The sequence below is a fragment of the Bacteroidota bacterium genome, assembly GCA_016718825.1.
Classification (GTDB): Bacteria; Bacteroidota; Bacteroidia; order J057; family JADKCL01; genus JADKCL01.
Window position 1 is genome coordinate 52,477 of sequence record JADKCL010000067.1, and the last position, 24,096, is coordinate 76,572.

General features: G+C 51.7%; 19 protein-coding genes. 10 read left to right on the forward strand and 9 right to left on the reverse strand.

Going from position 1 to position 24,096, the window contains the following annotated elements; all coding sequences use genetic code 11:
• Window positions 1-51: 51 nt before the first annotated feature.
• The 3 genes from IPN95_30595 to IPN95_30605 form a co-directional block, all read right to left on the reverse strand.
• Window positions 52-390, reverse strand: a complete 339-nt coding sequence (locus tag IPN95_30595; protein MBK9453663.1) for a hypothetical protein — start codon at window positions 388-390, stop codon at window positions 52-54.
• Window positions 391-571: 181 nt separating this feature from the next.
• A complete protein-coding gene (locus IPN95_30600) occupies window positions 572-1,207 on the reverse strand; it encodes a peroxiredoxin (protein ID MBK9453664.1) in 636 nt (211 codons plus the stop codon).
• A gap of 155 nt (window positions 1,208-1,362) precedes the next feature.
• Window positions 1,363-2,268, reverse strand: coding sequence for a hypothetical protein (locus tag IPN95_30605; GenBank protein ID MBK9453665.1), 906 nt, complete (start codon window positions 2,266-2,268; stop codon window positions 1,363-1,365).
• 433 nt (window positions 2,269-2,701) lie between these two features.
• Here IPN95_30605 and IPN95_30610 point away from each other — a divergent pair, with 433 nt between their 5' ends.
• Entirely contained in the window at window positions 2,702-3,316 is a 615-nt protein-coding gene (locus IPN95_30610; protein ID MBK9453666.1) for a YdeI/OmpD-associated family protein, read from the forward strand.
• Here IPN95_30610 and IPN95_30615 read toward each other — a convergent pair.
• Together IPN95_30615 and IPN95_30620 are read right to left on the reverse strand one after the other, a co-directional pair.
• Entirely contained in the window at window positions 3,313-6,507 is a 3,195-nt protein-coding gene (locus IPN95_30615) for a T9SS type A sorting domain-containing protein (protein MBK9453667.1), read from the reverse strand. The genes IPN95_30610 and IPN95_30615 overlap by 4 nt on opposite strands.
• A gap of 92 nt (window positions 6,508-6,599) precedes the next feature.
• Window positions 6,600-7,442: a hypothetical protein gene (locus IPN95_30620; protein ID MBK9453668.1), complete on the reverse strand. Its 843-nt coding sequence runs from the start codon at window positions 7,440-7,442 to the stop codon at window positions 6,600-6,602.
• Window positions 7,443-7,545: 103 nt separating this feature from the next.
• Between IPN95_30620 and IPN95_30625 the strand changes: the two genes are divergently transcribed.
• The 8 genes from IPN95_30625 (at window position 7,546) to IPN95_30660 (ending at window position 16,657) form a co-directional block, all read left to right on the forward strand.
• Entirely contained in the window at window positions 7,546-9,000 is a 1,455-nt protein-coding gene (locus IPN95_30625; protein ID MBK9453669.1) for an aminotransferase class I/II-fold pyridoxal phosphate-dependent enzyme, read from the forward strand.
• A gap of 73 nt (window positions 9,001-9,073) precedes the next feature.
• Window positions 9,074-9,586: a rhodanese-like domain-containing protein gene (locus IPN95_30630; GenBank protein ID MBK9453670.1), complete on the forward strand. Its 513-nt coding sequence runs from the start codon at window positions 9,074-9,076 to the stop codon at window positions 9,584-9,586.
• 78 nt (window positions 9,587-9,664) lie between these two features.
• Window positions 9,665-10,354: a TIGR04282 family arsenosugar biosynthesis glycosyltransferase gene (locus tag IPN95_30635; GenBank protein MBK9453671.1), complete on the forward strand. Its 690-nt coding sequence runs from the start codon at window positions 9,665-9,667 to the stop codon at window positions 10,352-10,354.
• Between the two features lie 194 nt (window positions 10,355-10,548).
• A complete protein-coding gene (locus tag IPN95_30640) occupies window positions 10,549-11,571 on the forward strand; it encodes a DUF4476 domain-containing protein (protein ID MBK9453672.1) in 1,023 nt (340 codons plus the stop codon).
• Window positions 11,572-11,658: 87 nt separating this feature from the next.
• Window positions 11,659-12,696 (forward strand): hypothetical protein, encoded by a 1,038-nt coding sequence (locus tag IPN95_30645; protein ID MBK9453673.1) that lies wholly within the window; start codon window positions 11,659-11,661, stop codon window positions 12,694-12,696.
• A gap of 74 nt (window positions 12,697-12,770) precedes the next feature.
• Entirely contained in the window at window positions 12,771-14,654 is a 1,884-nt protein-coding gene (locus IPN95_30650) for a T9SS type A sorting domain-containing protein (GenBank protein MBK9453674.1), read from the forward strand.
• 728 nt (window positions 14,655-15,382) lie between these two features.
• Window positions 15,383-16,057: a DUF2461 domain-containing protein gene (locus IPN95_30655; GenBank protein ID MBK9453675.1), complete on the forward strand. Its 675-nt coding sequence runs from the start codon at window positions 15,383-15,385 to the stop codon at window positions 16,055-16,057.
• Between the two features lie 42 nt (window positions 16,058-16,099).
• Entirely contained in the window at window positions 16,100-16,657 is a 558-nt protein-coding gene (locus IPN95_30660) for a methyltransferase domain-containing protein (protein MBK9453676.1), read from the forward strand.
• An 89-nt stretch (window positions 16,658-16,746) separates the two neighbouring features.
• Here IPN95_30660 and IPN95_30665 read toward each other — a convergent pair whose 3' ends face one another.
• The 4 genes from IPN95_30665 to IPN95_30680 form a co-directional block, all read right to left on the reverse strand.
• A complete protein-coding gene (locus IPN95_30665; protein ID MBK9453677.1) occupies window positions 16,747-18,174 on the reverse strand; it encodes a hypothetical protein in 1,428 nt (475 codons plus the stop codon).
• Between the two features lie 185 nt (window positions 18,175-18,359).
• Complete coding sequence (locus IPN95_30670; protein MBK9453678.1) at window positions 18,360-19,865, reverse strand: hypothetical protein; 1,506 nt, start codon at window positions 19,863-19,865, stop codon at window positions 18,360-18,362.
• 116 nt (window positions 19,866-19,981) lie between these two features.
• Window positions 19,982-22,285, reverse strand: a complete 2,304-nt coding sequence (locus IPN95_30675) for a hypothetical protein (protein MBK9453679.1) — start codon at window positions 22,283-22,285, stop codon at window positions 19,982-19,984.
• 283 nt (window positions 22,286-22,568) lie between these two features.
• Complete coding sequence (locus tag IPN95_30680; GenBank protein ID MBK9453680.1) at window positions 22,569-23,066, reverse strand: hypothetical protein; 498 nt, start codon at window positions 23,064-23,066, stop codon at window positions 22,569-22,571.
• Window positions 23,067-23,455: 389 nt separating this feature from the next.
• Here IPN95_30680 and IPN95_30685 point away from each other — a divergent pair, with 389 nt between their 5' ends.
• The gene (locus tag IPN95_30685) at window positions 23,456-24,094 is read left to right on the forward strand and encodes an O-methyltransferase (GenBank protein MBK9453681.1); all 639 of its coding nucleotides are present in this window, start codon (window positions 23,456-23,458) and stop codon (window positions 24,092-24,094) included.
• Window positions 24,095-24,096: the final 2 nt, after the last annotated feature.

The following is a 24,096-nucleotide window of genomic DNA, read 5'->3' on the forward strand; positions in this document are numbered from 1 at the left end:
GAAAAGGCTGCCTCATCACGAGACAGCCCTTTCTTTTTAATCCAGTCCCGATCAGGGTTGCGTACACTCGTAGCCCACGATGTCGTTGCCGCACCAGAAGACACGACCGATGATCATGTCAGCAATGGCTGGACAAATTTCACTGCGGCAGTGGTAGGAGGCGACCACGAGATACACATCGCCGGTCCCGTCGATCGCTGGACCTACTTCGCAGCGCACCGTCATCTCGTAGGTCGCCGAAATGTCCCAGGTGTTTCCTTGAAAGAAACTCGCGGCGCAGCCGCTCTGACGGATTTCGTTGATCGAACGTGATGCTTTGCTGTTGCCCTGTGCGGACACGGTGGTCGCCAAGCCTAGCAGGCAGACCATCAAAAACATAAATTTCCTCATAGTTGCAATTGATTTAAAACGAAAGATAGATTTCGGTTTTCAATTTTGCAAAGGGATGTTTATCAGCGATCAAGGAATAAAGATAAGTCCGATGTGTTGATTTAAGAGGGTTCGTTTTGTAATTGAAGAAGGCGGACAGTTGCCCGCCCGCCTTCTTGAGATACCAACTCAAAATTCTTGATTATTTATTCGGCTGTGGGGTCATCCGCAAATAGGGGCGGATCACTTCATAACCTTTCGGAAACAGCTTGTCTGCATCCGCATTGCTCACCGCAGGCACGATCACACAAGGCTCGCCATCTTCCCAATTGGCAGGTGTGGCGACTTTGTGATACGCTGTCAATTGCAACGAATCAATCACGCGCAGCAACTCATGGAAGTTGCGGCCCGTTGATGCCGGATAGGTCAACGTCAATTTGATCGTCTTGTCAGGGGCAATCACAAATACCGAACGGACAGTGTGCTTGCTGTCGGCATTCGGGTGGATCATGTCATACAAAGTCGAAACCTTACGGTCACCATCGGCGATGATCGGAAAATTCACCGTTGTATGCTGCGTGTCATTGATGTCCTTGATCCAACCAAAGTGGTCGGCAATGGGGTCGACGCTCAAGGCAATCGTCTTGACATTGCGCTTCTTGAACTCGTCCTGCAATTTTGAAACCATGCCCAGCTCCGTTGTGCAAACGGGGGTATAGTCGGCAGGGTGCGAAAACAACACGCCCCAGCTATCGCCGAGCCATTGGTGGAAATCGATGGTGCCTTCGGTGGTTTCGGCTGTAAAATTGGGTGCTACATCTCCAAGTCTCAGTGACATATACAAATGATTTAGGGTGGGAAATGATATTGAAACACCAATTTAATTCGAATGTTTGAAATATTGGAAGCTTCGGAGAAATAAATTCTATTGGATTGGTAGGAGTTTTGAGTTTTTGCCTTCGTTAAAGAAAGTGCCCTTCTATCCCGAACCCATTAGTGCGAATCCCCTGCACTGGCCGAATCAACTGCCCACTTGTCAATGTCGACTTTGAACGTCTTCTCTCCATCGGTAAGTTCAAATGCCGCCCCAGACCAATTGCCATAAATCCCTTCACTACTACCAGATTCCCCGGCGCAATTGCAGGGGAAAAAGAGCCTGCGTTTCAAGTCTGGCAAACTGAAAAAATAGGCATTGAGCCTTTCTTCATTTTTCTCATGTCCTATGACCAGCAAGGAATGCTCGTTGAGCGTATCGGAGGCAAAGCCCTTGCCAGGCCCACCTTTCAAATCGATCCATTTCCTCGATTTCATGTCCAAGATGCGCCCACCTTCCAGTACACGGCGACCGTCCAGTTGAAGCAAAGCCGTTTGTGTATAGGTATCGAATATCGGTGCCAAGCCATTTACCTCATTCCCACTACCATCGAGACAAAACGTCGACACGGGAGCAGCCGCACCCATACCTACGACATTTTCCGTGCAATTCAGTATCCATAATTTGCCATCAGATGCAACCGCGGTGAACCAGCACGGCCCTAGATATCCTTCCCAACCTCCTCGCAAATCGGCTACCATGAGCAGCTGGTTTCCGCTGAATCCTTCCACTTTCATCCTTGCCGTATGGCGCGCCTCGGCATCCAGAAAAGTGTCGAAAAGCATGTAGTCAACCGTCGAAACCCTAGCCCAAAGACCAGGTGCAGACGGATTGCCGTTCACCGTGTCGCAGGTGTAGATGCTGTCATTGTCGATCGTTTCCACCTTTGCTGCATGAGCGTCCACAAGCTCAACATCCTTTTGCGGTAACTCCGCTGCGGATTCTGACAGGCCCTGCTTTTGATTCACGGAGGAGTGGCAGCCCAACAGGACCAACAGGCCAATGCAAGTCATGGTACGTTTCATTTTTGCGTATTTGAGTCGTGAAGTGTCATGAGGGCAGCTGCGATTCCAGATTTGAAATCTGAAAATTGATGTTGCTGTGTTTCAGTGGCAAGAATCATGGAAAATTTCTGAGATGCTGAACTGTATCAAAAAGAAGGGTAGGATCAAGATTTCTCCTATTTAGAAGAATCGCAAGTTTCTGATGCCAATGACAAAGTTAGGAGGGGCGTTCCGACTTTCTAAGCAGCAACCAAAAATGCATGGTGTCAAAGGTGTAAAGCTCATGCTTCGACCCAAGAGTAGGTTCGCCTTATCCTCCACCTACAAAGTTCGGTGGTCTCACACATGACCTATCCAGATGCTTCGGATTAAATTAATTCTACCAAATTGGCAGGAGTTTTGGGTTTCGATTCTATTTCCGAGTATTGAAGACGGAAAACCAAGGACTCATTTGATGTCAACGGAACTCAAAAACGGAATACCGACCTTCTATGCGCCCGATCAAGCCGCGTGGCGGGATTGGCTTGCCACCAACCACGACCGCCTCGAAAAAGTATGGCTCATCATCTACAACAAGGGCAGCGGCGTGCCCAGCGTGACCTATCCTGAATCGGTAGACGAGGCGCTCTGCTTCGGGTGGATTGACAGTGTCGCCAACAAACGGGACGCCCAAAGCCGTTACCAGTTTTACAGTCGTCGCAAACCCAAAAGTGTCTGGAGCAAAGTCAACAAAGCCAAAGTGGAGCAGCTCACCGTACAAGGCAAAATGATGCCTGCCGGGCAGCGGATGATCGACATCGCCAAGGAAAACGGAATGTGGACGCACCTTGACCAAATAGAAGAGGGAATCATGCCGGATGACTTGGTGGCAGCTTTTTCATCCGATCCAGCAGCAAGAAGCAAATTTGAAGCTTTTCCTCCTTCGGCAAAAAAGGGAATTTTTCAATGGATTATCAGCGCCAAAGGGGTTGAGACAAGGGCCAAACGCATTTCGGAAACCGTAGAAAAGGCAGCCCTCGGGCAACGCGCCAATGCGTGGAAGCCCAAATCGGCAACCGATCTGATCTAGCGCGCCACCAATATCCTGCCCCGGAGCACGCTCGTGGCGGTGACCACTTCTATCAAATACATGCCTTCGGAAATGGGCTTCAGGTCGAGTTGGCAGGCCGATGTTTCCGTTTGGAGCGAGTTCAAGACCTGACGACCCTGCAAATCCCGCAAACAAACCGTCGCCATGCCCAACTCCTTGCCCCAGATCACCTTCACCGCATCGGCAGCAGGATTTGGGTAGATGGACAGGCCGGTTTCTGGACCATTCTCCAAACCGACCATCGTCACATCGCGCAAGACCATGCTATAATCCTCCACCTCCCCAAAATACCCATTGCAAGGATCCGCCACAAGGTTGGTGCCATAAACACTGCGAATGCGCATGAGCACTGTATCCGGAATCATTGGCACATGAGGCACTGTAAACGTCCCCGAGCTTTTGTGGGAGGCGTCCAAGTCGCTCATGATTACCTGTTCATTGCTGAGGAAATCGCCGTCGTGGTTCCAGTCGACCCACATAAACATGGAGTCCAGCGCAAAGGAGTAGTTCAGCCAGGACGTCAAGGTATAACTGCTGTCGCGGTAGAGATCGGTGTAGATATTCCGGAAATCGCCATAGTATTCCTGACCGCTCACATTGTTGAGTCCGGCAACCCTGACGGTATCAATAAAATCGTAGGTCGTGCCTTGTGTCCCGGTCGCCGCACAGGGGATGGCTTCTTTGACCAGGTACATCAGGCGCTCGGTGCGGGCGCTGTCACCGTTGGGCGCCGTTCCGGTGATGCGGTAATAAATATGGGTACCCTGCGGATGGGGTGGAATGTCGCCCCGAAAGGTGTCGCCTTGTACATGTGCCATCGCCACTGTGTTGTTAATCAGTCCGATACTCGTTCCCCAGCGTAGCGTTGCACCTTGGATGCCACCCTGATTGCGGATCACGGCGGTGATCTGAACGGTATCTCCCGGCTTGGGTCGCAGGCCATACGAGGCAGGATCGGCAATGACCTTTACAATTTGAGGCATGCCCTCGCGGCCCGGAATCGGAGCTTCCCACACACCGCGTCCCCATGTGCCGACACGCAACAAACCCGCGCCATTCAAAACCTCGATATCATTGATGACAACGGCAGGAAGGCTGTCGGCATACAAAGTCCATGCATTCGTGCCTGCATCCGCATAGTAAACGCCTACGTCCATACCCACAAACATGCGCACGGGTGGGCCTTCGGCCCATGCAACTGCATTGGCAGGAAGGTTGGGCAAATTGCCGCTGATATTGGTCCAATTGGTGCCACCGTTGGTGCTGTAAAACACCTTGTTTCCGTTGCTAAATCCGCTTTCGCAGACCAGAACCTTCATGGGATCATCGGGATGAACGGCAATCCGGTTGATGAAATAATTGGCTAGCCCAGCATTGATATAGGTCCAAGTATGGCCGTTGTCCGTGCTGCGTCTAATCACGCTTCCCTTGCTGATGTACAGCACATTGGAATCGCTCGGGGCGATCGCGATTTCGTCGAAGTTGCCGCTCAGAAAACCAGCCATCATTTGCCAATGGTCGCCGTTGTCGTTGCTTTTGTAGATCGTATCGTAGGCAATGAAAATGGTGTTTTCGTTGCTCGGATCAATCACCGAAGGTGTGACCCAACTGCCATCGGTGCCTGCTGAGACATCATTCGCGTTTTGTCCGGCATCCATGGTGCGTTGCAGATTTCCAAATTGAATCGTCCCAAACCAAGTCTCAGGATTGTTGTAGTCAAAATGGGCCTGCATGCCATCGGCGCCGATCCATTCGTGCCAAACGCCGTCTTGCATCACACTCGTGCCGTTGTCTTGCGATCCGCCCACAACATCCTCGGCATCCATGGCGCTGCATCCGATCCGGTAAAATTCCTTGACACCGACACCTTGGTTGATGATGGACCAAGTCTGCCCATTGTCGCTGCTGTAGCTCAAAAAGCCGTCGGTTCCTGCAAAAATGCGATTTCCCCAAGTCCGGAATACGCGCATATCGGCATGGATATAGTTGGTGCCAAAGAAGTTGATCCAATCGGAATACATGGACCAATTCGCGCCGCCATTCGTGCTTTTGTAGTGGGAGAGGCTTCCGGCATAAATTTCGTCGGCATTCATTCCTGACACCCCCAAAGTCATGATTCCAGAGTTCGTGGGATCTGCGGCAACGAATGTGAAGCTGAGGCCCGCGTCCGTGCTGCGAAAAATCCCCGCACTCGATCCCACGTAGACCGTATTGGGCTGTGCCGGAGTCGTCGCAAGAAACGGGTAACCACTGTTTCCAGGAACGGATTGGTTGGTCCATGTTTGACCGCCATTGGTCGTGCGGCGGAGTTGATTGTAGCTTCCCCAATCAAAAGCGTAGAGGATCTGCGAATTGGTAGGATGCTCCACCATCGTGATCATGTTGCCATTGTAGCACGAAGCCCAAGTGTTGCCACCATCGGTGCTGCGTTGGATGCCGCCGTTGGTCGTCACAAAAAAGGTATCCGCCGTGGCCATGATAAATTGACCTGCGTAGGCTTGTTGCTGCGTATAGCTCAACCCGGTCGAATTCCAGGTTTCGCCGAAGTCCGTGCTTTTGAGCAGGCCGTAGCTGTAACCTGCGGCGTGGCGGGTCAAAATCCAGACTTCGTTGCGGCGGTCAGGATGCACTTCAATGTCTACAACGCCCATGGCGGGCAATTCTTGCGTCGTCGAATGCCAGTTGGCACCGCCATCCACTGTTTTCCAAAATCCGCCGCTTCTTGAGCCGAGGTAAACAGTGTCGGCCGTCACGGCGCCACCCCAGACTGCTTCGATGCGGCCAAGACCGGCTGCCCAGCTCGGTGGCAAGATGTTGGTGGCATCAAACGGCCCGCGGAAAGTCCAGCTTCCGACGATTCCAGCCGCTTTGACGGTGGGTTGCGTCGCCTTGAAATTGCCATATTCCTGCACTGCAATGCGTGCATCAAATGAGGACCGTTCACCCGACGGGTAAAATCGCCGTTCAAATTCGTAGCGCCAGCGTTGGTAACCTTTCCATCCCGTACCAGGTCCGGTTCCATTCGCCGCAAACCACGCATCCGCCTCTTGGATCAAGTCGTTGACATTGACATTGGGGTCGTAGTATTTTTGTTTGAATGGCTGCGAAAGGGCCAACAAGGGAATCCCAACCAACAAAGTCAGAAAAATCCGGCGCAACAGTGATTTCATACCTTCGATCGAATAAGCACGAAAGTTAAGGCCAATGCTGCCACCCCGCAAAACCAATGGGCTGATGCGAGACGTTTCGGGGTTATTCTGGGTCAATCGATCTGCACATGCACATGGTCGTCGTGCCGCGCAGCCTTGCAACCATGAAATCGGATCTTCGGCGAATTCAAATTCAACCTCGTCTTCAAATGCGGTTCGATAAAAACTTTGCTGATGGCAGGCTGGGCAGCGAACAATTCGACCATGGTTTGCGTGCGTTTCTCATCAAGCGGGTAGGCATCCTTGCGTCCTTGTGGAACGAAGTTCCCCATGATGCTGTATTGCCATTGACCTTGGGCGGCGCAGATTTCGGGTTGGTTGCGTTCATTTTGTTTTGGCGAGTCGTACACCCCGTATCCCAACCATGACGGACTGCCCGACCTGGGCTTGCCTTCTAGGTCCGTGTAAAGGAATGCGAGGTCCAGCTTTTTGCCGTCGTTGTGGCTCAAGTGTGGCAGCAGCGGGAATCCATCAAAGAAGGGAAAATTGGCATCGAGGTAATACAAATGCGTACCGGGATGCCGGGTTTCGAGGGCTTGGGCAACTTCGAATGCTGCATCCCACAAAGCGGGCCGCACGTAATGGCGATTGAGCAAGACAGTATACCAACGCAGCGGATGCAAAGCGCCATCGCCCCAAATCGGCAAAGGAACCCGTCCCAAAGGCCTTGCAAGCACAGGGACAATCAGCAGGCAAAAGACAAGGTAAATCGCAATTCCGTAGGCCATCCGCGCCAATCGCCGTTTCCAAGGATGGACGATCCGACGCCGGATCCATCCGCTGGAAAATCGGGCAATCAGGTAAGGCAGGCCACCCACTTGGGTGAATACCGTCAGTGCAGCCGTCCAGAGGACAATGCCAGTGATTTGGAGGACTTTGCGAAGGACGGGGTGCATTGAGCAGAAAATTACACCGAATCCGGAACTCTGTGGAGATCCTGAAACAACAAAAATCTCTTCGTCTCCTTCGTGGCTAAACCGAAGGCACTACCTTTGCCCCATGCTGGAAAAACTCAAATCCCTCGAAGCCCAAGCGCGTGTCCTCGATCCCGACGCAGGCGCCCGGGAAACGTTTCGTGATGCGGCTGTCGCACACGGCGAACAATTCCTCGAAAAGATGGACGGCCTGCCGGCCTATCTTTTGACCGCTGACAAGGGCGCGGCCCTGCTCGATTCCCCGATTGGCGAAGCTGGCATTTCGATGGAAGAGGCCTTGGACTTGCTGGCCTACAATGTCGATCGCCCAGGACTGAACCCCGCAAGCGGGGGCCATTTGGGCTATATTCCGGGCGGAGGCCTGTATTTGAGTGCGCTCGGCGACATGCTGGCCGACATCACCAACCGATATTCGGGCGTGTTTTTTGCGAATCCGGGTGCGGTGCGCATGGAAAACATGCTCGTGCGCTGGATGGCCGAGGCCATTGGCTATCCGACGACGGCATCGGGGACGCTGCTCAGTGGCGGTTCGCTCGCCAACCTCGCCTGCATCGTGACAGCGCGCGACGCGATGGGCATCCGCAGCTCAGAAGTCGAGCGCAGCGTGATCTACCTCACCGAGCAAGTTCACCATTGTGTCACCAAGGCCATCCGGATTGCGGGTCTCGCGGAGGCGCAGATTCGCTACGTGCCCATGGACGCGCAGTACCGCATGGATGTAGGCGCCTTGCGCGCGCTCGTGCAAGCCGACCAAGGTATTGGTCTGCGGCCATTTATGGTCGTGGCAAGTACGGGCACGACCGACACGGGCGCGGTCGATCCGGCAGACTTGATCGCCGACGTCACCGAGCAATACAAAATGTGGCTGCACATCGATGCTGCCTACGGTGGCTTCTTCATCCTGACCGACGAAGGCAAGCATGTGATCAAAGGCCTCGAACGCAGCGACAGCATCGTCATGGACCCGCATAAAGGCTTGTTTTTGCCCTACGGCACGGGCGCGGCCTTGGTCAAGGACGGTGCGCGATTGGCGGCATCGCATTATTATACTGCCAATTACCTCCAAGACTCGCTGACCTCCACGGACGAAAGCAGTCCGGCGGATCTCAGCCCCGAATTGACCCGCCATTTCCGCGGCTTGCGGATGTGGTTGCCAATCAAAGTGCATGGGTTGGCACCGTTTCGGGCTTGCATCGCCGAAAAAATCTGGTTGGCCAGGTATTTTTGGGATCAACTTCCGACCATTCCCAACATGGAACGCGGCCCTTATCCGGACCTTTCGGTGGTGCTGTACCGCTATGTGCCGGAAGATGGCGATGCCAATGCCTTCAACGAATTGCTTGTAAAACGGCTTCATGAAGATGGCCGTGTCTTTTTGTCATCCACCAAAATCGAAGGAAAGTTCTACCTGCGTTTGGCCTGCCTGTCATTTCGCAGCCACCTGCACACCATCGAATTGGCGTTGACGATGCTGCGCGAGAACATTGCCAAGGTCAGGATCGAACGGGGCTTGGATTGAATTGCCACCGGGGTTACAGACCAAAAGCGCAATTCAACGTATCTTTGGGCAAGCTGCCTTCATTCGGCGAAATATGAAATCAATGTTTCTCTTCTGCTTCGTTTTGCTCGGCATGGCCTTCATGGCAGATGCCCAAGGCACCGACAAGGCTTTTCAGGCCAAGTTGAAGTCGCTGTACAATGGCACGATCACTACGGTCGAACCGTCGCAGCTCGCAAAATACATCGACGGCAACCAAGCCCCGATCCTGCTCGATACCCGTTCGCCCCGCGAATATGAAGTGAGCCACATCGCCAATGCACGTTTTGTGGACTACAAAAATTTCTCCGAATCGGATGTCGCGAGTTTGGACCGCAACAAACCTGTGGTGGTCTATTGCACAGTGGGTTACCGCAGCGAGCGCATCGGGGAACAGCTCAAGGAAATGGGCTTCAAAACCGTGTTTAACCTTTACGGCGGCATCTTCGAATGGGTGAATCAAGGTCACAAAGTGGTCGATGCCAAAGGAAACCAAACCTTTATGGTGCACGCCTATTCGGAAGACTGGGGAAAATGGCTCAAAAAAGGCGTCAAAATCTACGAATGACCCTCATTTTTGCCCTTTTCAATTGCGTTCACGATTGATCCACAATTTTCCATTTTTAATTATCCATTCTCCATTAAAATGTGCGGATTCGGAACAGATTGGATCAAGGCTGCAGCTGAAAATGCTGCCTCTCAAGACGAGGAAACGCATGTTTTGGACAATGCATTGATCATATTTGCCAAAAATCCTGTTTTGGGGAAGGTCAAGACCCGCCTTGCCAAGACCATTGGAGATGCGGCCGCCTTTGATGCCTATCAGGAAATGTTGGCCCATGTGCGGAATGTGGCGATGCAGGTGGATTGTCACCGAATCGTTTTCTATTCCGATTTTGTAGACGAGGGCGATGCTTGGAGCCGCCCTGTATTTTCAAAGGACGTCCAAACAGGCGCAGACATTGGCGAAAAGATGCACAACGCCCTCGCCTCCACACTGGCAAAGGGTTTTTCAAAAGTCGTCCTGGTTGGATGCGATTTGCTGGACCTGCAAGTACAACACCTGAAGCAGGCTTTCCGCAGTTTGGAATTCCATGATATCGTGATCGGTCCGGCCGACGATGGTGGGTATTATCTCATTGGCATGAAGGCGCCGGACCCATCGCTGTTTTTCGACAAATCCTGGAGCCATGCCAAAGTTTTGACAAATACGCTGGCCGACATCCAAAAACAAGGCAAATCGGTGCAATTGGTCGCGCAGTTGAGCGACATTGACGACGAAAATGACTGGGATGCTGCGCTGGAAAGACAACGGTTGCGCCTCGCCAAGACCTGAACATCCTTTTGAAGGGTGATTTTTTTTCTTCGAATTTGAGCGATAGAAGCGGTTTTTGATTTGCGGCCACCTATACATGGCCTTTACATTGCCCGATTTATCCCGAAAAAGCCCCAAATTTGAAAATGACTGGCACGGGGTTTGGAAAAGGAACCCAAACACTTTAATCCCTCAGTTTGAAAAATAGCACAGTTATGAAAAAGATTCTCCTCGCAACCTTTGCCCTGCTTTTGTGTGTGAAGGTTTTTGGTCAAACGGCAAACGCCATCCTCTTTACAGAAAATGGCGAACGTTTTTATGCCATCCTCAACGGCATTCGCATGAACGAAGAGCCCGTCACCAACCTCAAGGTTCAAGATCTCAACCAACCCAATTACACGCTCAAGGTGATTTTTGAAAACAAAACCCTTGGCGAGATGAACAAAACCCTGTACGTCGAGACAGGAACCGAGGTGGTATATGCCATCAAGCTCGACAACAAGGGCAAGTACAAGCTTGGCTTGCGCAGCCAAGTGCCGATCGCCCAAGCCGCACCCGTCGCGCCGCAGCAGCAAATCGTGTACTGGGGTGCTCCCGTCAATACGACGCCAGTGGTCACCAATACGACCCCCGTTGTCACCAATACCGTTCCGGTAACCGGCACCACCACGACCGTCGTCGAGCAGACTACCATGACCACCACTACGGGTACCGGCATGAATACCAACGTGAGCTCCGGCGGCGAAAACGTTTCCATGAATGTCAATACCGATGGATTCGGCCTCAACATCAATGTGAATGCGGGTGGCACCGGCACCACGACGACTGGCAGTAGCGGCGTTGTGGGCACGACCACCACCACGACCACCACCACGACCACTACGGGCGCAAGCACGGGCGTAGTCACCACGCAGCCGGTTGTTGCACAGCCAGTATATGCTGCGCCTTGCACCGAAATGATGGGTTCCGACTTTGAAAAGGCCAAGGCCTCCATCAAGTCCAAATCCTTCGAAGACAGTAAGATGACCTTGGCCAAGCAGATCACGAGCAAAAATTGCTTGAGTGCTGCCCAAGTCAAGTCGATGATGGAGCTTTTTACCTTTGAAGCCTCCAAACTCGATTACGCAAAGTATGCCTACGACTTTTGCTGGGAAAAGAACAACTATTACCAAGTCAACGATGCATTTGAGTTTGAAAGCTCCATCGAAGAATTGGATGCCTACATCGGCCAACGTTGATACTGAATGAATGAAAAGGCTTCGGGCTTTCTGGGTCCGAAGCTTTTTCATTTGTCAAACTTTCAAAATGCCTTAGATTTGCTTGCAATGCGTAAAACGGATGGAATGCGGCGAGTTTGGGTGGTGGTTTGGGGGATGTTGATCTTCCTCATAGGAGGAGCCGGGTTTGTCAAAGCTGAAAAAATTGGCGGCTTGTGTTTGGTGAGTCCGCCCAACAAGGTCGACGGCAAATGGGTCACACCCGTGAAGCAATTGAACGCCGGCTGGGTTGCGGTCATGCCTTATGCATTTGGGCAAGCCAATTCGTCAAGTCTGCGCTACAATGCCCCAAGCCAATGGTGGGGGGAGCAATTTGAAGGCATCCAGACCATCGTGCAACATGCTAAATCTCAGGGTCTCAAGGTAATGCTCAAGCCAATGGTTTGGGTACAAGGCAGTTGGGCAGGCGGCTTTGACCTCGAGTCAGAGGTGGAATGGAAAAAGTGGGAAGCCAACTATCGCACCTATACGCTGGCCGTCGCCAAGATCGCCGTTGCGGAAAAGGTGGAAATGATTTGCCTTGGAACCGAACTCAAAGTTGCCGTGCGCAAGCGTGCAAAGTTTTTCCGCAGTCTGATCGATGAATTGCGGGGCATTTATACTGGCAAGCTTACTTATGCCGCCAATTGGGACGATTATCTGATCGTCAATCTCTGGGACAAGCTGGATTATATCGGGATTGACGCCTATTTTCCGCTTTCACCCACGGAGTCGCCCACGGTGCAAGAATTGAAATTGGCCTGGATCGATCCGATTCGCAAGATCAGTCAAGTCTATAAATACTACAAAAAGCCGATTCTTTTCACTGAGTTTGGCTACCGCAGCATCGACCAATGCTGCTGGCAGCAATGGCTCCGCGAAAACTTGCCGCACGATGCCTATGTGAATCTCCAGAATCAGGAGAATGCCTACAAAGCTTTTTTTGAAAGTTTCTGGCATCAGCCTTGGTTTGCAGGAGTGTTCTTTTGGCAATGGTACATCCACCATCCGGCAGCCGGGGGGATTAAAAATTCGGATTTTACCCCCCAAAACAAGCCTGCCGCCAATCTCGTTGCGAATTGGTTTGGTAAGCAACAGTCCCTCTAAAAGAAGATTGGTTTCCATTTACCTCAAGGCTTATCTTTGAGGGATCAACGTTATCGATCTAAAGCAATAGAAGTATGCAAAAAACAATTCTACATAAACTCCTTGTGCTCACGCTTCCACTCATTTTCCTTGGAAATATATCCAGGGCACAATGTATTGATTGCGGAACAGGTCTAGACGGTGCATTTTCCGCCACGAGCAATACCACGATTGCCGGTGGACAGCACAATTTCACAACATTTTCGATTTCTCCCGGTGTGGTGGTGCGCGTGACAGGTAGCCAACCCCTTGAAATTAAGGCCACGGGGGCTGTAGTCATCGAAGGAACGCTTGATGTGAGCGGATTGGCTGGTGCAGATGGCGTCACCTATACGGCCGGCGGAGCAGGTGCTTTGGGAGTTGCCGGCGGTGGAAATGGTGGAGGTGGTTCATTTGATGTCAATAACGGACCAATTGCAGCGACTGCGGGAACTGGAACGGGTGCCGGTGGCGACGGATTGGGTTGGTCTGGCGGCGGCGGCGCAGGATATGCCTTTTTGGGCGGAAGTTCCGGCGGTGTTGGCGGGATTGGTGGTTCGATTTACGGTGCGCCCAATCTGGCAGGATTGACTTCCGGTTCTGGCGGCGGCGGCGGCTCCGGGGGCTACAACTGCGGCGCCGGTGGCGGCGGCGCTGGCGGCGGATTTGTGTCGATCTTGAGCTGCATTTCGATTTCGGTGTCAGGAACGATTACTGCAAATGGCGGCAATGGCGGTTCTGATGGAACGGGTAACTGCGGCGGCGGTGGCGGCGGATCGGGTGGCAGCATCTGGCTTGCAGCTCCACAGGTAACCAACAATGGTACGCTCACAGCCGCAGGTGGCGTCGGTGGGGCATCCGCAGTTTCGGGATCGCCTTACTTCGGTGCTGGAGGTGCAGGTTCAGTTGGCCGCATTCGCATTGATTCTCCTGCACTTTCAGGGGCTGGTGTAGTCAGTCCGGCAGTTGGTTTTTCGGGTGCATTCGGCGTGCCAGTGGATATTTCAGCCATCATTGCCACAGACGCAACTTGTTTCGGAGCAAATGACGGCTCAGCTGCCGCAACGGTATCTGGTGGAACGGGTGCCGTAACATTTGCATGGAGTCCTGCAGGTGGATCAGCCGCCACAGCGACCGGACTTGCGCCTGGCTGTTATGCATTGAATGTGACCGACTCCCTGGGTTGCACGGATACTGACAGCATCTGCATCACGGAGCCCAGCCCATTGGCGCTTTCAGTATCGCATTCGGATCAGCCCTGTAACGGCAATTGTGTTGCAACTGCCCAAGTGCTCGCCTCTGGCGGAAGTCCCGGATATACCTATGCATGGAGCAACGGGGACACAGCGAGTTCCATCGGCAACCTCTGTCCAGGTGTCTTTGAGGTGGTCGTGGCCGATTCCAATGGATGTGCCGACACAGCAACCGTAACGATTACCGAACCCACTGCCATCGTTTTGAGTGAAACACATACCAACGCCAGCTTTGGCAACAATGATGGTTCCGGCACGGTAACCGCCTCTGGCGGCACACCCGGCTACACTTACCTGTGGACGCCAGGCGGGTTTACGACGGCTAGCGCATCGAGCTTGGCCCCTGGGAACTATGCTGTCGTTGTGACAGATTCCAATGGTTGTTCAGACAGTATTTTGGTCGTGATCAGCGAATTGGTCGGTCTTCAGTCGGCGACGGGGATTCAGGTTTCGCTTTTCCCGAATCCGGCTACCGATGTTGTGAAACTTTCCGTCGAATTGCAATCCGAAAGTGAAATTTTGGTGCAATGGTTTGATTTGCAAGGGAGGCTGATTTCAGAATCCCTGTCATCCGCCACCCGCTCCATGGAGCAAGCGATCGACATCAGCGGTTTCTCTGTGGGAGTTTATCACTGCCGCATTTCGGCAGAAGGTCAAGTTTTGACCCGGAATTTGGTCGTCAGATAAGCGTTGTTTTTGAATTTTCGGCGCACAAGGCTCAGGTTTTGTGCGCCGATTTTTTTGTCATGCCCTAGAAAAAAACAGGGCGGTCCTGTAGGAGGACCGCCCTGCCATCAATCAACAAACTTAGATCTTTGAACCGTCGAGAGGGTAAATCTTATTGGGTCGGGATTCTGCCTCTAAACCAACTGCACATGGATTGGAAATCCTAATTGCAAAGCTCAAACCGTCTGTTTTCTTGAAACTTGGATTTAACTAAAACAAAATACAAAGAACGACTAAACACTTAGTATAGGTAGTATGAGAAATCAACCAAGCCAAAGGTAAAGGGGGCCGCATAGGTGGCAATGGAAAAAATCCGCAAAAGGTAACGCAGGTTTGCAGCCATGGCCTTCCCAAAGAAGGATGTTTTTCCGTCCGCTGGGCCCGAAAATACAACGGGCATGCCGTCAAGCACGCCCGTTGCCAGGAAACTTTAGCTTTTTTGGAGGCTGCCGCGTTGGGTGAGCCGCCGGCAAAACCATTGTTTACCAGAGTTTTTTGGCCAATATTCTGCCTGGCATCCACAAAAGCGGATTACCGGGATCAGAACACTGCCGAGCGCATTGACAAAATTCTAATTGCAATCAAATAAGGGATTGCCGATCAAATCGAGATGGAAAAATCAGAAGAAAGGTAACGCAGCGCACTTGAAAAAATCCGTACTTTCACCCTTAGAATCGAAAATCAAGACAATGTTGCAACAGAAATCGCTCGATTTTTTGTCAGAACTACGCGGTCACAACGACCGCGAGTGGTTTGACGCCAACCGGAAATGGTATGAGTCTACCAAAAAGGATGTCGAGCAGCTCGTCAATCAATTGATTTCCGGCCTCGCGGAGATCGATAAAAATCTGCAGGGATTGGAAGCCAAATCGGCCATGTTCCGGATTTTCAAAGATGTACGATTCTCCAAGGACAAAAGCCCTTACAAGACCAATTTGGGTGCTTGGATGGCCGGAGGCGGAAAAAATTCAATGCAGGCCGGATTTTATCTGCACGTGGAGCCCGGAGGGAATTCATTTCTTGCCGGGGGTAGCTATATGCCGCCTGCCAATGTCTTGAAAGCCATCCGCGATGCCATCGACTACGATCACGAAGGGCTGCGGGACATCCTCGCAGTACCCGCATTTGTCAAGACTTTCGGCAAATTGGAGGGAGAAACACTGCGCACAGCGCCAAAGGGTTATGACAAGGACCATCCCGCAATTGACCTCCTGCGCCACAAAAGTCTGGTGGTTAGTCACAAAATCAGTGACCAAGAATTGATTTCGGCTAACTTTGTAAAGCGTGCACTTGGGGTTTACAGAGAGATGTTTCCGCTGATCGAATTTTTGAATCGTGCCATCGCCGAGGCGCAACCGGAATAAAATCGGGTTCGCTGGATCTTAAACTTGGTTTATAGCTTGCTCATGTTCAAGAAAAAGGCCGCATTCTTCAAGGCATTTTTGAAAAAGGGAAATCGAAATGGTTCGGTAATGCCGAGTTCCATTTTCCTTTGTAGAAAGATGATCTCCACCATCGATTTCACGCAAGCCAAATGCATTGTTGAGTTGGGCGCCGGGGAAGGTGTAATTACGCGGGAAATCGTCAAAAAGCTTGGCCCAGACACGCAGTTGTTCGTTTTTGAAATGAATACGGAATTCGTAGAGCAATTTTTGAAGTTTGACGATCCCCGCATCCATGTCATCGCAGACTCGGCCGAATTTCTAGGCAAGTACCTTTCTGAGAAGGGTATCGACAAGGTTGATTATATCATTTCTTCCCTGCCTTTGACCATTTTCCCACCCGAATTGAAGGAAAAAATCCTGAGTGAATCAATGCGCGTGCTACGTCAAAAGGGGGTGTATATGCAATATTTTTATTCGACGATCGTCGGCAAGTACTTGAGAACCAAGTTTCGCAACGTACGCATGGCCTACGTTCCTTTGAATATCCCGCCGGCATTTGTTTATACCTGCCAGAATTAGGGGCCCTGTAAATTGTCGAAGGGTCTCGCATCAACAAAAATGCCCGTTCATCTTTTTGAACGGGCATTTTTGTTGGCGTAAAATCACGCTTACAGGGAAGCCATTGCGGTTTTGAGCTCCTCCTCCGAAATCTTGTTGAGATTCATGTTGGCTACGCTGCCAGCTTTGGTAGTGACATTGACGGTGTTCATGTAGGCACCGTCGCCGATGCTGTAGCCAATGGCAACGACCTTCGCCTTCATTCCTGTTGGGATATTGGCAAATGTGTATTGCCCGTTTGCGGTCATCTGTCCTTCAATGACGGAGTTGATGTCCTCAAAAACCAAGAATGCCTTGGCCTTGCCTTCGAGGTTCTTGTTGCTCACGCTTGCCATGACATTGACGCGCTCGCTTTTTTCATTGTAAAATTTGTCGCAGTTGATCCAGCCCAATTCAGTGACTGCGAATGCATTCTTGGCAAAATTCTGGGCTTTCTCCTTTTCCATGTACTCCTCGATGGCTGCCAATACCTGCGGATTGTTGAACGCATCGGCGTTTCCTGCCAAAGAGGCAAACATGTTTTCGCCCGGATCACCGTTTGGAATGATGCGGGGGTCGACATTTACAAATAGCCGATCGCGTGGCGCAGTGAGCAATGAGAGGTCAAATTGCAGCGTCTGGGCGATTTCCTCAAGTGCCAAGCGATAGCAGGGGTTTTTACCTGTCAACGTTTTTGCGCTCGTAACGCGACCCGATTCATCCGTCTTCATTTCGACATAGATGGCGTCGTTGCCCACACAACGATAGCCGGTTTGCAACATAGCGCTCATGTAGCCGGCAACACTATGATTGCCATCCGCAAACTGCATCGTGGTGGGGTTGACCTTGCCATAGTCAAGGAATAGGGGCATCGCAAGATCCTTCCCAAGGTCCATTTTGGACATCGGGCGGGTTTTGCTGCCGGGTGCCTCGGCCATTGGAACCCAGTTCATGGTGCCAGCGACGTCATATTGCCCCTTGAAGAGTTGCATGTCGGGGATATAACCACCGGGAAAGTTTACCAACACCGATTTTCCGGGCGCGAGCTTTACCTTTTTGCCTTCGGCCAAGGCCTCGATATGGATCACGCCGCCCGATACGAGCATGCGGCCGTTGCTTTGTGTAGGTAAGTTGCTCAAGATCAACTCTTGCTTGTTGGCAACCTCTGTGAGCAAAATTTCCACTTCGCCTGTCACGGGGGTCCCGTCTGCATGTACAAAAGCATCCGATGGAATCAGCAACTCCGTGCCTTCCTCTCCGATCAGAACCAGCGGACGGTGGGGTTGCTGAAAGTGATGCGTCTCTGGCGAACGGGTTTTCTCAAGCAACCGCAAGCATTCGTTTTCACGGTCTTGCTGCTTTTGGCCATCGTCCACACCACCACTTGCGGCTTGTGAACCGGGGGGTTGTGCCCAAATCGAAACTGCGACCAGCATAAACAGGCACGAAAAACCTGTCATTCGAAGTCCTTGAGGTAACCAAGCGTTGAAATTTTTCATGAGCGATGGCATTTTACAAACATTGTGAGCTCGGCTGGAAGCAACCAGCATGGACACATAACGCATTCTCCGTCGATAAATTGTGCGTAGTTGAAATTAAATCAATCGATTCGAAGTTACAAGGTCTCTAGCGAATCCATGGATCAAAATGCGGACTTTGTGACATGGTTTGTCCACCTGACGCATCACAGCGCTTCCAGTTTTTGTACGAGTTCCTGTTCGCTGACGCGCTGCATTTCCAATTTGCCGGCTTTCCCTTGTTCGGTTTGGACTCCTAGTTGGCCAAATGAAATGCCGGTGGCAGGATTGGAGGAAAGCGCAATGATTTTTGCGGACATACCTTTGGGAACACGGATGAATTCTGCTTTTCCGTTGGATCCACTTTTGCAAGGCAGGACTGCCCTCAAGGAATCAAACAGCAAGAAAACCGATGTCCCGGGCGGTGCCCCGACGATGGTTGCCTCGATATCTACAAAGTCACTGTTGCGAACGAAGGCATCACAGTTGATCCAGCCAAGATCGGTCGCATGCATCGCATCTCGTGCAAAGTTGCGAATCCGTGTTTCCTCGATTCGTCTTGCCTGTGTCTGATTCAATTGCCGAACCGCATTTCTTGTCGTTTCGTCGAGTTGGATGGAAGGATTGTCGGCCATCGACACAAAAGAAGTTTCATTCTGACCGCCCTTCGAAGGTAGTTTGATGTTCAACTGCACGGTCACCGCCCGGTGCCCATCGATACTTGTCCAAGGCATTCGTGACACAATCTCCACCACTGCCTTCTGAAAGCAGGGTTCGTCGGCCCCGGTTACCTGAATCCGTGTCGGTTTGCCTTGACGACTGAATTCGATACGGACGTCCAATCTTTCGCTGCCGACACAGGGATATTGTTCCTTCAGCATTTTGAGAATGTACTGCGAAGCGAAAGTTCGGGTCTTGGAAAAGCGTTGATTTTGGTTGTCGATGGTTCCCATTTCGGTCATGGGCGTGATCTTGGCGAGCAAGTCAGCATCGTCATAGGTAAAGCGATCATCATAGGCAGGGGCTCCCTTGCCGAAATCCCCGGATTTTTGATTCGTGCGGAATTCAAAACTGTTGTTAGTGTTGGCAGGAGCGCCGGGTGCCACCATCGGGACCCAGTTCATTGCCCCGCTTGTGTCTTGAACGCCTCCAAACAAGATCATATTGGGGTCTTTTTCTTCGAATTGCAGTTCGATGGTCTTGCCAGGGGCCAATTTGAGCGGCTTGCCTTCGGAGGTGGCTTCCAAATAGACAACACCGCCGGAGTACAGGGGCTTTCCGTCGGACACGGTCGGTAGGTTACCCAAAATCAGACCAGCCTTGGTGTTGATTTCTGTCATCGTAAATTCGATGGGGCCGGTGACTGGACTCCCGTTTTCGTGCACAAACGCCGTAGCATCTACCATGGCCACGGTTCCTGATTTGCCATTGACAAACTCGGTCTTTGCGTTTGGGATGATCGCTTTAGTGGTTGCGGGAGCGAATTTGGCCGCGGAAGCAAGTGCCTGGAAAGAGGCTTTTTGCCCAATTTCAGCATCTTCGCCATCCCCCAATCTTTGAGAAGTTTGGCCGAATGCGGTGATCGAACAGGCTGCCAAGATAAGAACGGCAACGGCATGAAAGCACGTCATTCGCAGCATGTTCCAATCGGGGTATTGAAGTTTTTTGTGCATGATGAAGGCGAATTGGCGTAGAATGGAAGTGTAAGACAACCAAGGGGATGGCCCCTGAGCCGTAAAATGGAGAACAAAACCAGGTAACAAGTCCGAGGGCCCCGTAGGATCCTTTGTTAATTGCTGTCAGTATCCGGCACGGGCGGAGGTGCGTCAGCGGGAGCATTGGGGTCCTTTGCAGGGCCGCCACCGGGACCATAAAGCTGCTTCAGGCTTTCAAGGTTTTTCCTTTCCTCGGGATACATGCGCACAAGCCATATATACTTCTGCCGTTTGATCAGCTCCCGAATCATGATTTCCTTGGTTTCTTCTTTGGAAAGCTTGTGATAGTTGAGCTTCGCTTCACCTTTTTCATTCCGGCCCAGTCCTTGGATGGTCGAGACCACGATCCGGATAGGATAGTATGTGCCCTTTTTTACCACATAATCCTCTACCACGGCCAATCCCTTGGTGGTTTCCACGACATTACCCTGTGTGACACCGCTGTAGCGGTTCTCAAGTTTGCAGTAAAGACGGTGACGCGTGAATTGGAACTTGATCTCCTTGCCGATTTTTTCCATCGCTGTCGTATGGTCGCGCATGTTCGGGTCGCAAGGAATCTTGACTTTGTTCAAATCCGCATGCCGCATCCGCAACTCGGTACACGACAAACCCGACATATCCTTGTGCTTGATGACAATTTGAGGATAACACTTCATGCTCAAATCTTGATGTGTAATCCTTACCGCCGGCTTGTAACAAACTGTGCTCAAGCTTTTGTGGCTCACTTTGTAGCGCGGCAAACAAGCAGAGGACAGGTTCTGGTGCTTGACCTTGGGTGTTGGATAACATTTGGACTGGACATCCATATGTTTGACACGCGTGCGTTGGTAGCAATTATTGCTCAGGTCTTTGTGATTGACATTCAATCGGGGATAACAAACCTGCGCGAGGTCCTTGTGGCGCATCCGAATTCTCGGATAACAAGCTTGGTTCAGGCCATGGGTGCTGAATTTTTTCCGGTCCTCACGGAGCTGTTTCTGGGCAAGATTTCCAAATGGATTCCGCGCATCATTCAGGTTCTTGTGGCGAATGCCAATGGTCGGAGGATAGTAGCGATTGAGGCTCCGGTGCCTGGAGTCGATCAATGGGGGACGCATGAGATTGAGCGAACGGTGCCTTGCATTGGCAACAGGCTGCCGCTTTTGGTTCAGGTACTGATGTCTCGATGCGACGTTTGGAGGGTAGAAGCGGTTCAGGTTACGGTGTCTGGCGTTGGCAACGGGCTGTCGCTTCTGGTTTAAATACTGATGTCTGGATGCCACGGATGGCGGGTAGAAGCGATTCAGATTGCGATGTCTGGCATTGGCGACGGGCTGACGCTTCTGGTTTAAATACTGATGCCTGCCGGCCACCACTGGCGGGCGGTAGCGATTCAGGTTTTGGTGGCGCGCACTCGCCACGTTTTGACGGTAGAGATTGAGGTTCCGGTGGTTGGCCCGCGCTGTGCGCTGCGTGTACCGATTCGTGTTGGGATGCCTTGGATTCGCCACGCGTTGCGTGTAGCGGTTGAGGTTTTGGTGCGCAGGCCTACGCGGTCCGCGCATCGTGTAATTGCTCAAGCTCCGGTGGCGTGCCTGACTTGCGCGCTGACTGTATCGACTCAGATTCTGGTGTGTATTCCTGCTGGGTTGCCTTTGGGTATAGCGGCTGAGGCTCCGGTGGGCGGTGCGCTGCGAGCGTTGACTGTACCGGCTCAGATTTTTGTGCCTGCGGCGAGGATCCTGTTGCGCATACCTGCTCAAGTTGCGGTGGGCGCGCGGACTTGCTTGTTGTTGCTGTGCGCGTCTACTCAGATTTTGATGGCTGCGACGTCCAGGGTTTTGTTGGGCATAACGGTTGATGTTCCGATGGTTGCGTGCGGTCGCTTGTTGTTGCTGCGTGCGGCGGCTGAGATTTTGGTGGCTACGCGCAGAGGCCTGCTGTTGCCGCGAGCGTCTGCTCAAGTTTTGATGACCGCGTTGGGCGGCCTGCTGTTGTCTCGACTTGGTGCTCAATGAGGCATGGCTACGGCTGCGCGTACCCTGTTGCATACGCTTTTGGCTCAGCGAGTTGTGTGAAACGCTGCGACCTCCTTGATGCGGACTGCGGCGCTGACTAAGGTTCTGGTGGCGACGTGGGCCAGACGCAGCACTGCGGTAGGACCGTTGACTGAGCGAGCGGTGACGTGGATTGCGCTGGGCTTGCACCCTTTTGCGACTGAGGTCTTTGTGGGTGCGTGATAGATTGCGCTGACGGTAATTGTTGAGGCTTTGCTGCTTGTTGCGCAGCCGGTCGGCGCGTTGTTGACGGCTGTGATTTCCTTGGGGGGTGTAAATACGGGGTTTTTGACGGGCGGATGGATCAATCCGCTGCGCCGTAAGTTCCTTTGGAACTGCCATCGCTGCTGAAATCAGCAGGCAGACAAAGATATATTTGAAAACAGCCTTGATAACCGGCTTCAATAATTACTTGATCTCACTCGTCTTGCGCCAAGATACAACATCCTTTTCAGACCACCAAGGTTTTCCACAAACGGTGTGGATAAAGTTCAAAAAACCACTCTTGCAGCACGCTGAGCGGCTTGGGCCAAGCGTCGTTTTGGTGGCAATGAACTGATGGTTTGGAAGCAAAATATCCCCTCCAACGGTTGATATCCGCAGGAGGGGACATTTGTCAGAAAAATTATTCGCGAATTTCGATCGAGCAAGTTTCCTTGCCAGTGCAAGTGCTGATCAGCTCGCCATTTTTAAAGTATTCAAGTTTACCCCAAAATTCGTGGCATTCGTCGACGCCAGGGTAAAAGTCCACTTCGAAGGTGTCGACGCCAAACGTGTCTTTGGTGACGATGTAAACGTATTGATATAAGAGACCCTTTTGAATCGTTTTTGGGCTTGTGGAGTATTTAAACGGACCAATTTTGCCATCAGAAGGGTCTTCGGAGAGGGCAGCAAATGGGCCCTGAAACCCGTTGGTGCTCAGCATGACTGACACTGCATTAGGGCGCCAGACCGTTTGCGCATAGTTTGCGCCATTGGAGTCCACCAAGTAGGTGGCCTCAAAAAACTGACCGGTTTCCGAGATCGTGATCGTGCCGGATTCCTTGCAACGGTCACATCCTTGCGTGAACAGGATCACGGCAGGAGCGAGCAGCATGAACAAAAACAAAGACTTCAATTTCATAGTCGAATACGTTTTTTGACAGTCAAGTACAGATGCAGCAAAAATCTACTGTAAAGAATGGCCAAAATGCACATTCTCTACCACGATGCCAAATTTTTTGTAGAGGATCCCGTATTTCAATCCCAGGCGTACCTCCACTCTTCGCACCGATTTACCATCACTTCAGGAAACCCAAGAATCACGATTGCTATACAATGATAGTCCAAATTCATGGATTAGTCAACAATCTGAATGAAAAAGTTGGTGTTTTTGTTGGGAATCCTCAATTGTACAACAATGCAAACGGCAAGCCGTTCCACTGTTCATAACGGCCACATCGCCACGCCCGGCAACGCTTAACTTTGTTTTTGGCCTCGACTGGAAGGTGTCTCAAAACCAATTTGTAGAAAATGGATTTCATTGCCCCTGATCTTCAGGCTTATTCAGAGCGATTTACCAGCCCCGAACCCGAAGTGTTGGCGGCCTTGAACCGTGAAACGTGGCTCAAAGTCCCAATGCCCAGAATGCTCTCAGGCCACATTCAGGGACGGATGCTCGCATTCTTTTCAAAAATGCTTCGCCCCCGACGCATCCTGGAAATCGGCACATACACCGGCTATTCTGCCATCTGCCTTGCCGAAGGCTTGTCCTCGGACGGAAAACTCGACACCCTCGACATCAACGCGGACCTGGAAGAAATGGCCCTTCGGTATTTTGAAGCCGCAGGGCTGTCCCAAAGGGTCAAGATGCACATCGGCGATGCCCGGAAACTCATCCCCGATTTGGATGGACCTTACGATTTGGTTTTTATCGATGCCGACAAGGAAAGTTATTGTGACTACCTCGACCTTGTACTGCCCAAAATGAGGGCGGGAGCCGTGATTTTAGCCGACAATGTCCTCTGGAGCGGTAAAGTCCTCGACCCGAAAATCACTGATTTGGAAACCCAAGGACTACGAAACTTCGTACAAAAGGTCGCCTCCCGTGATGATTTGGAATTTGTGCTGTTGCCGGTAAGAGACGGTATCATGGCTGTGATGAAAAAATAAGC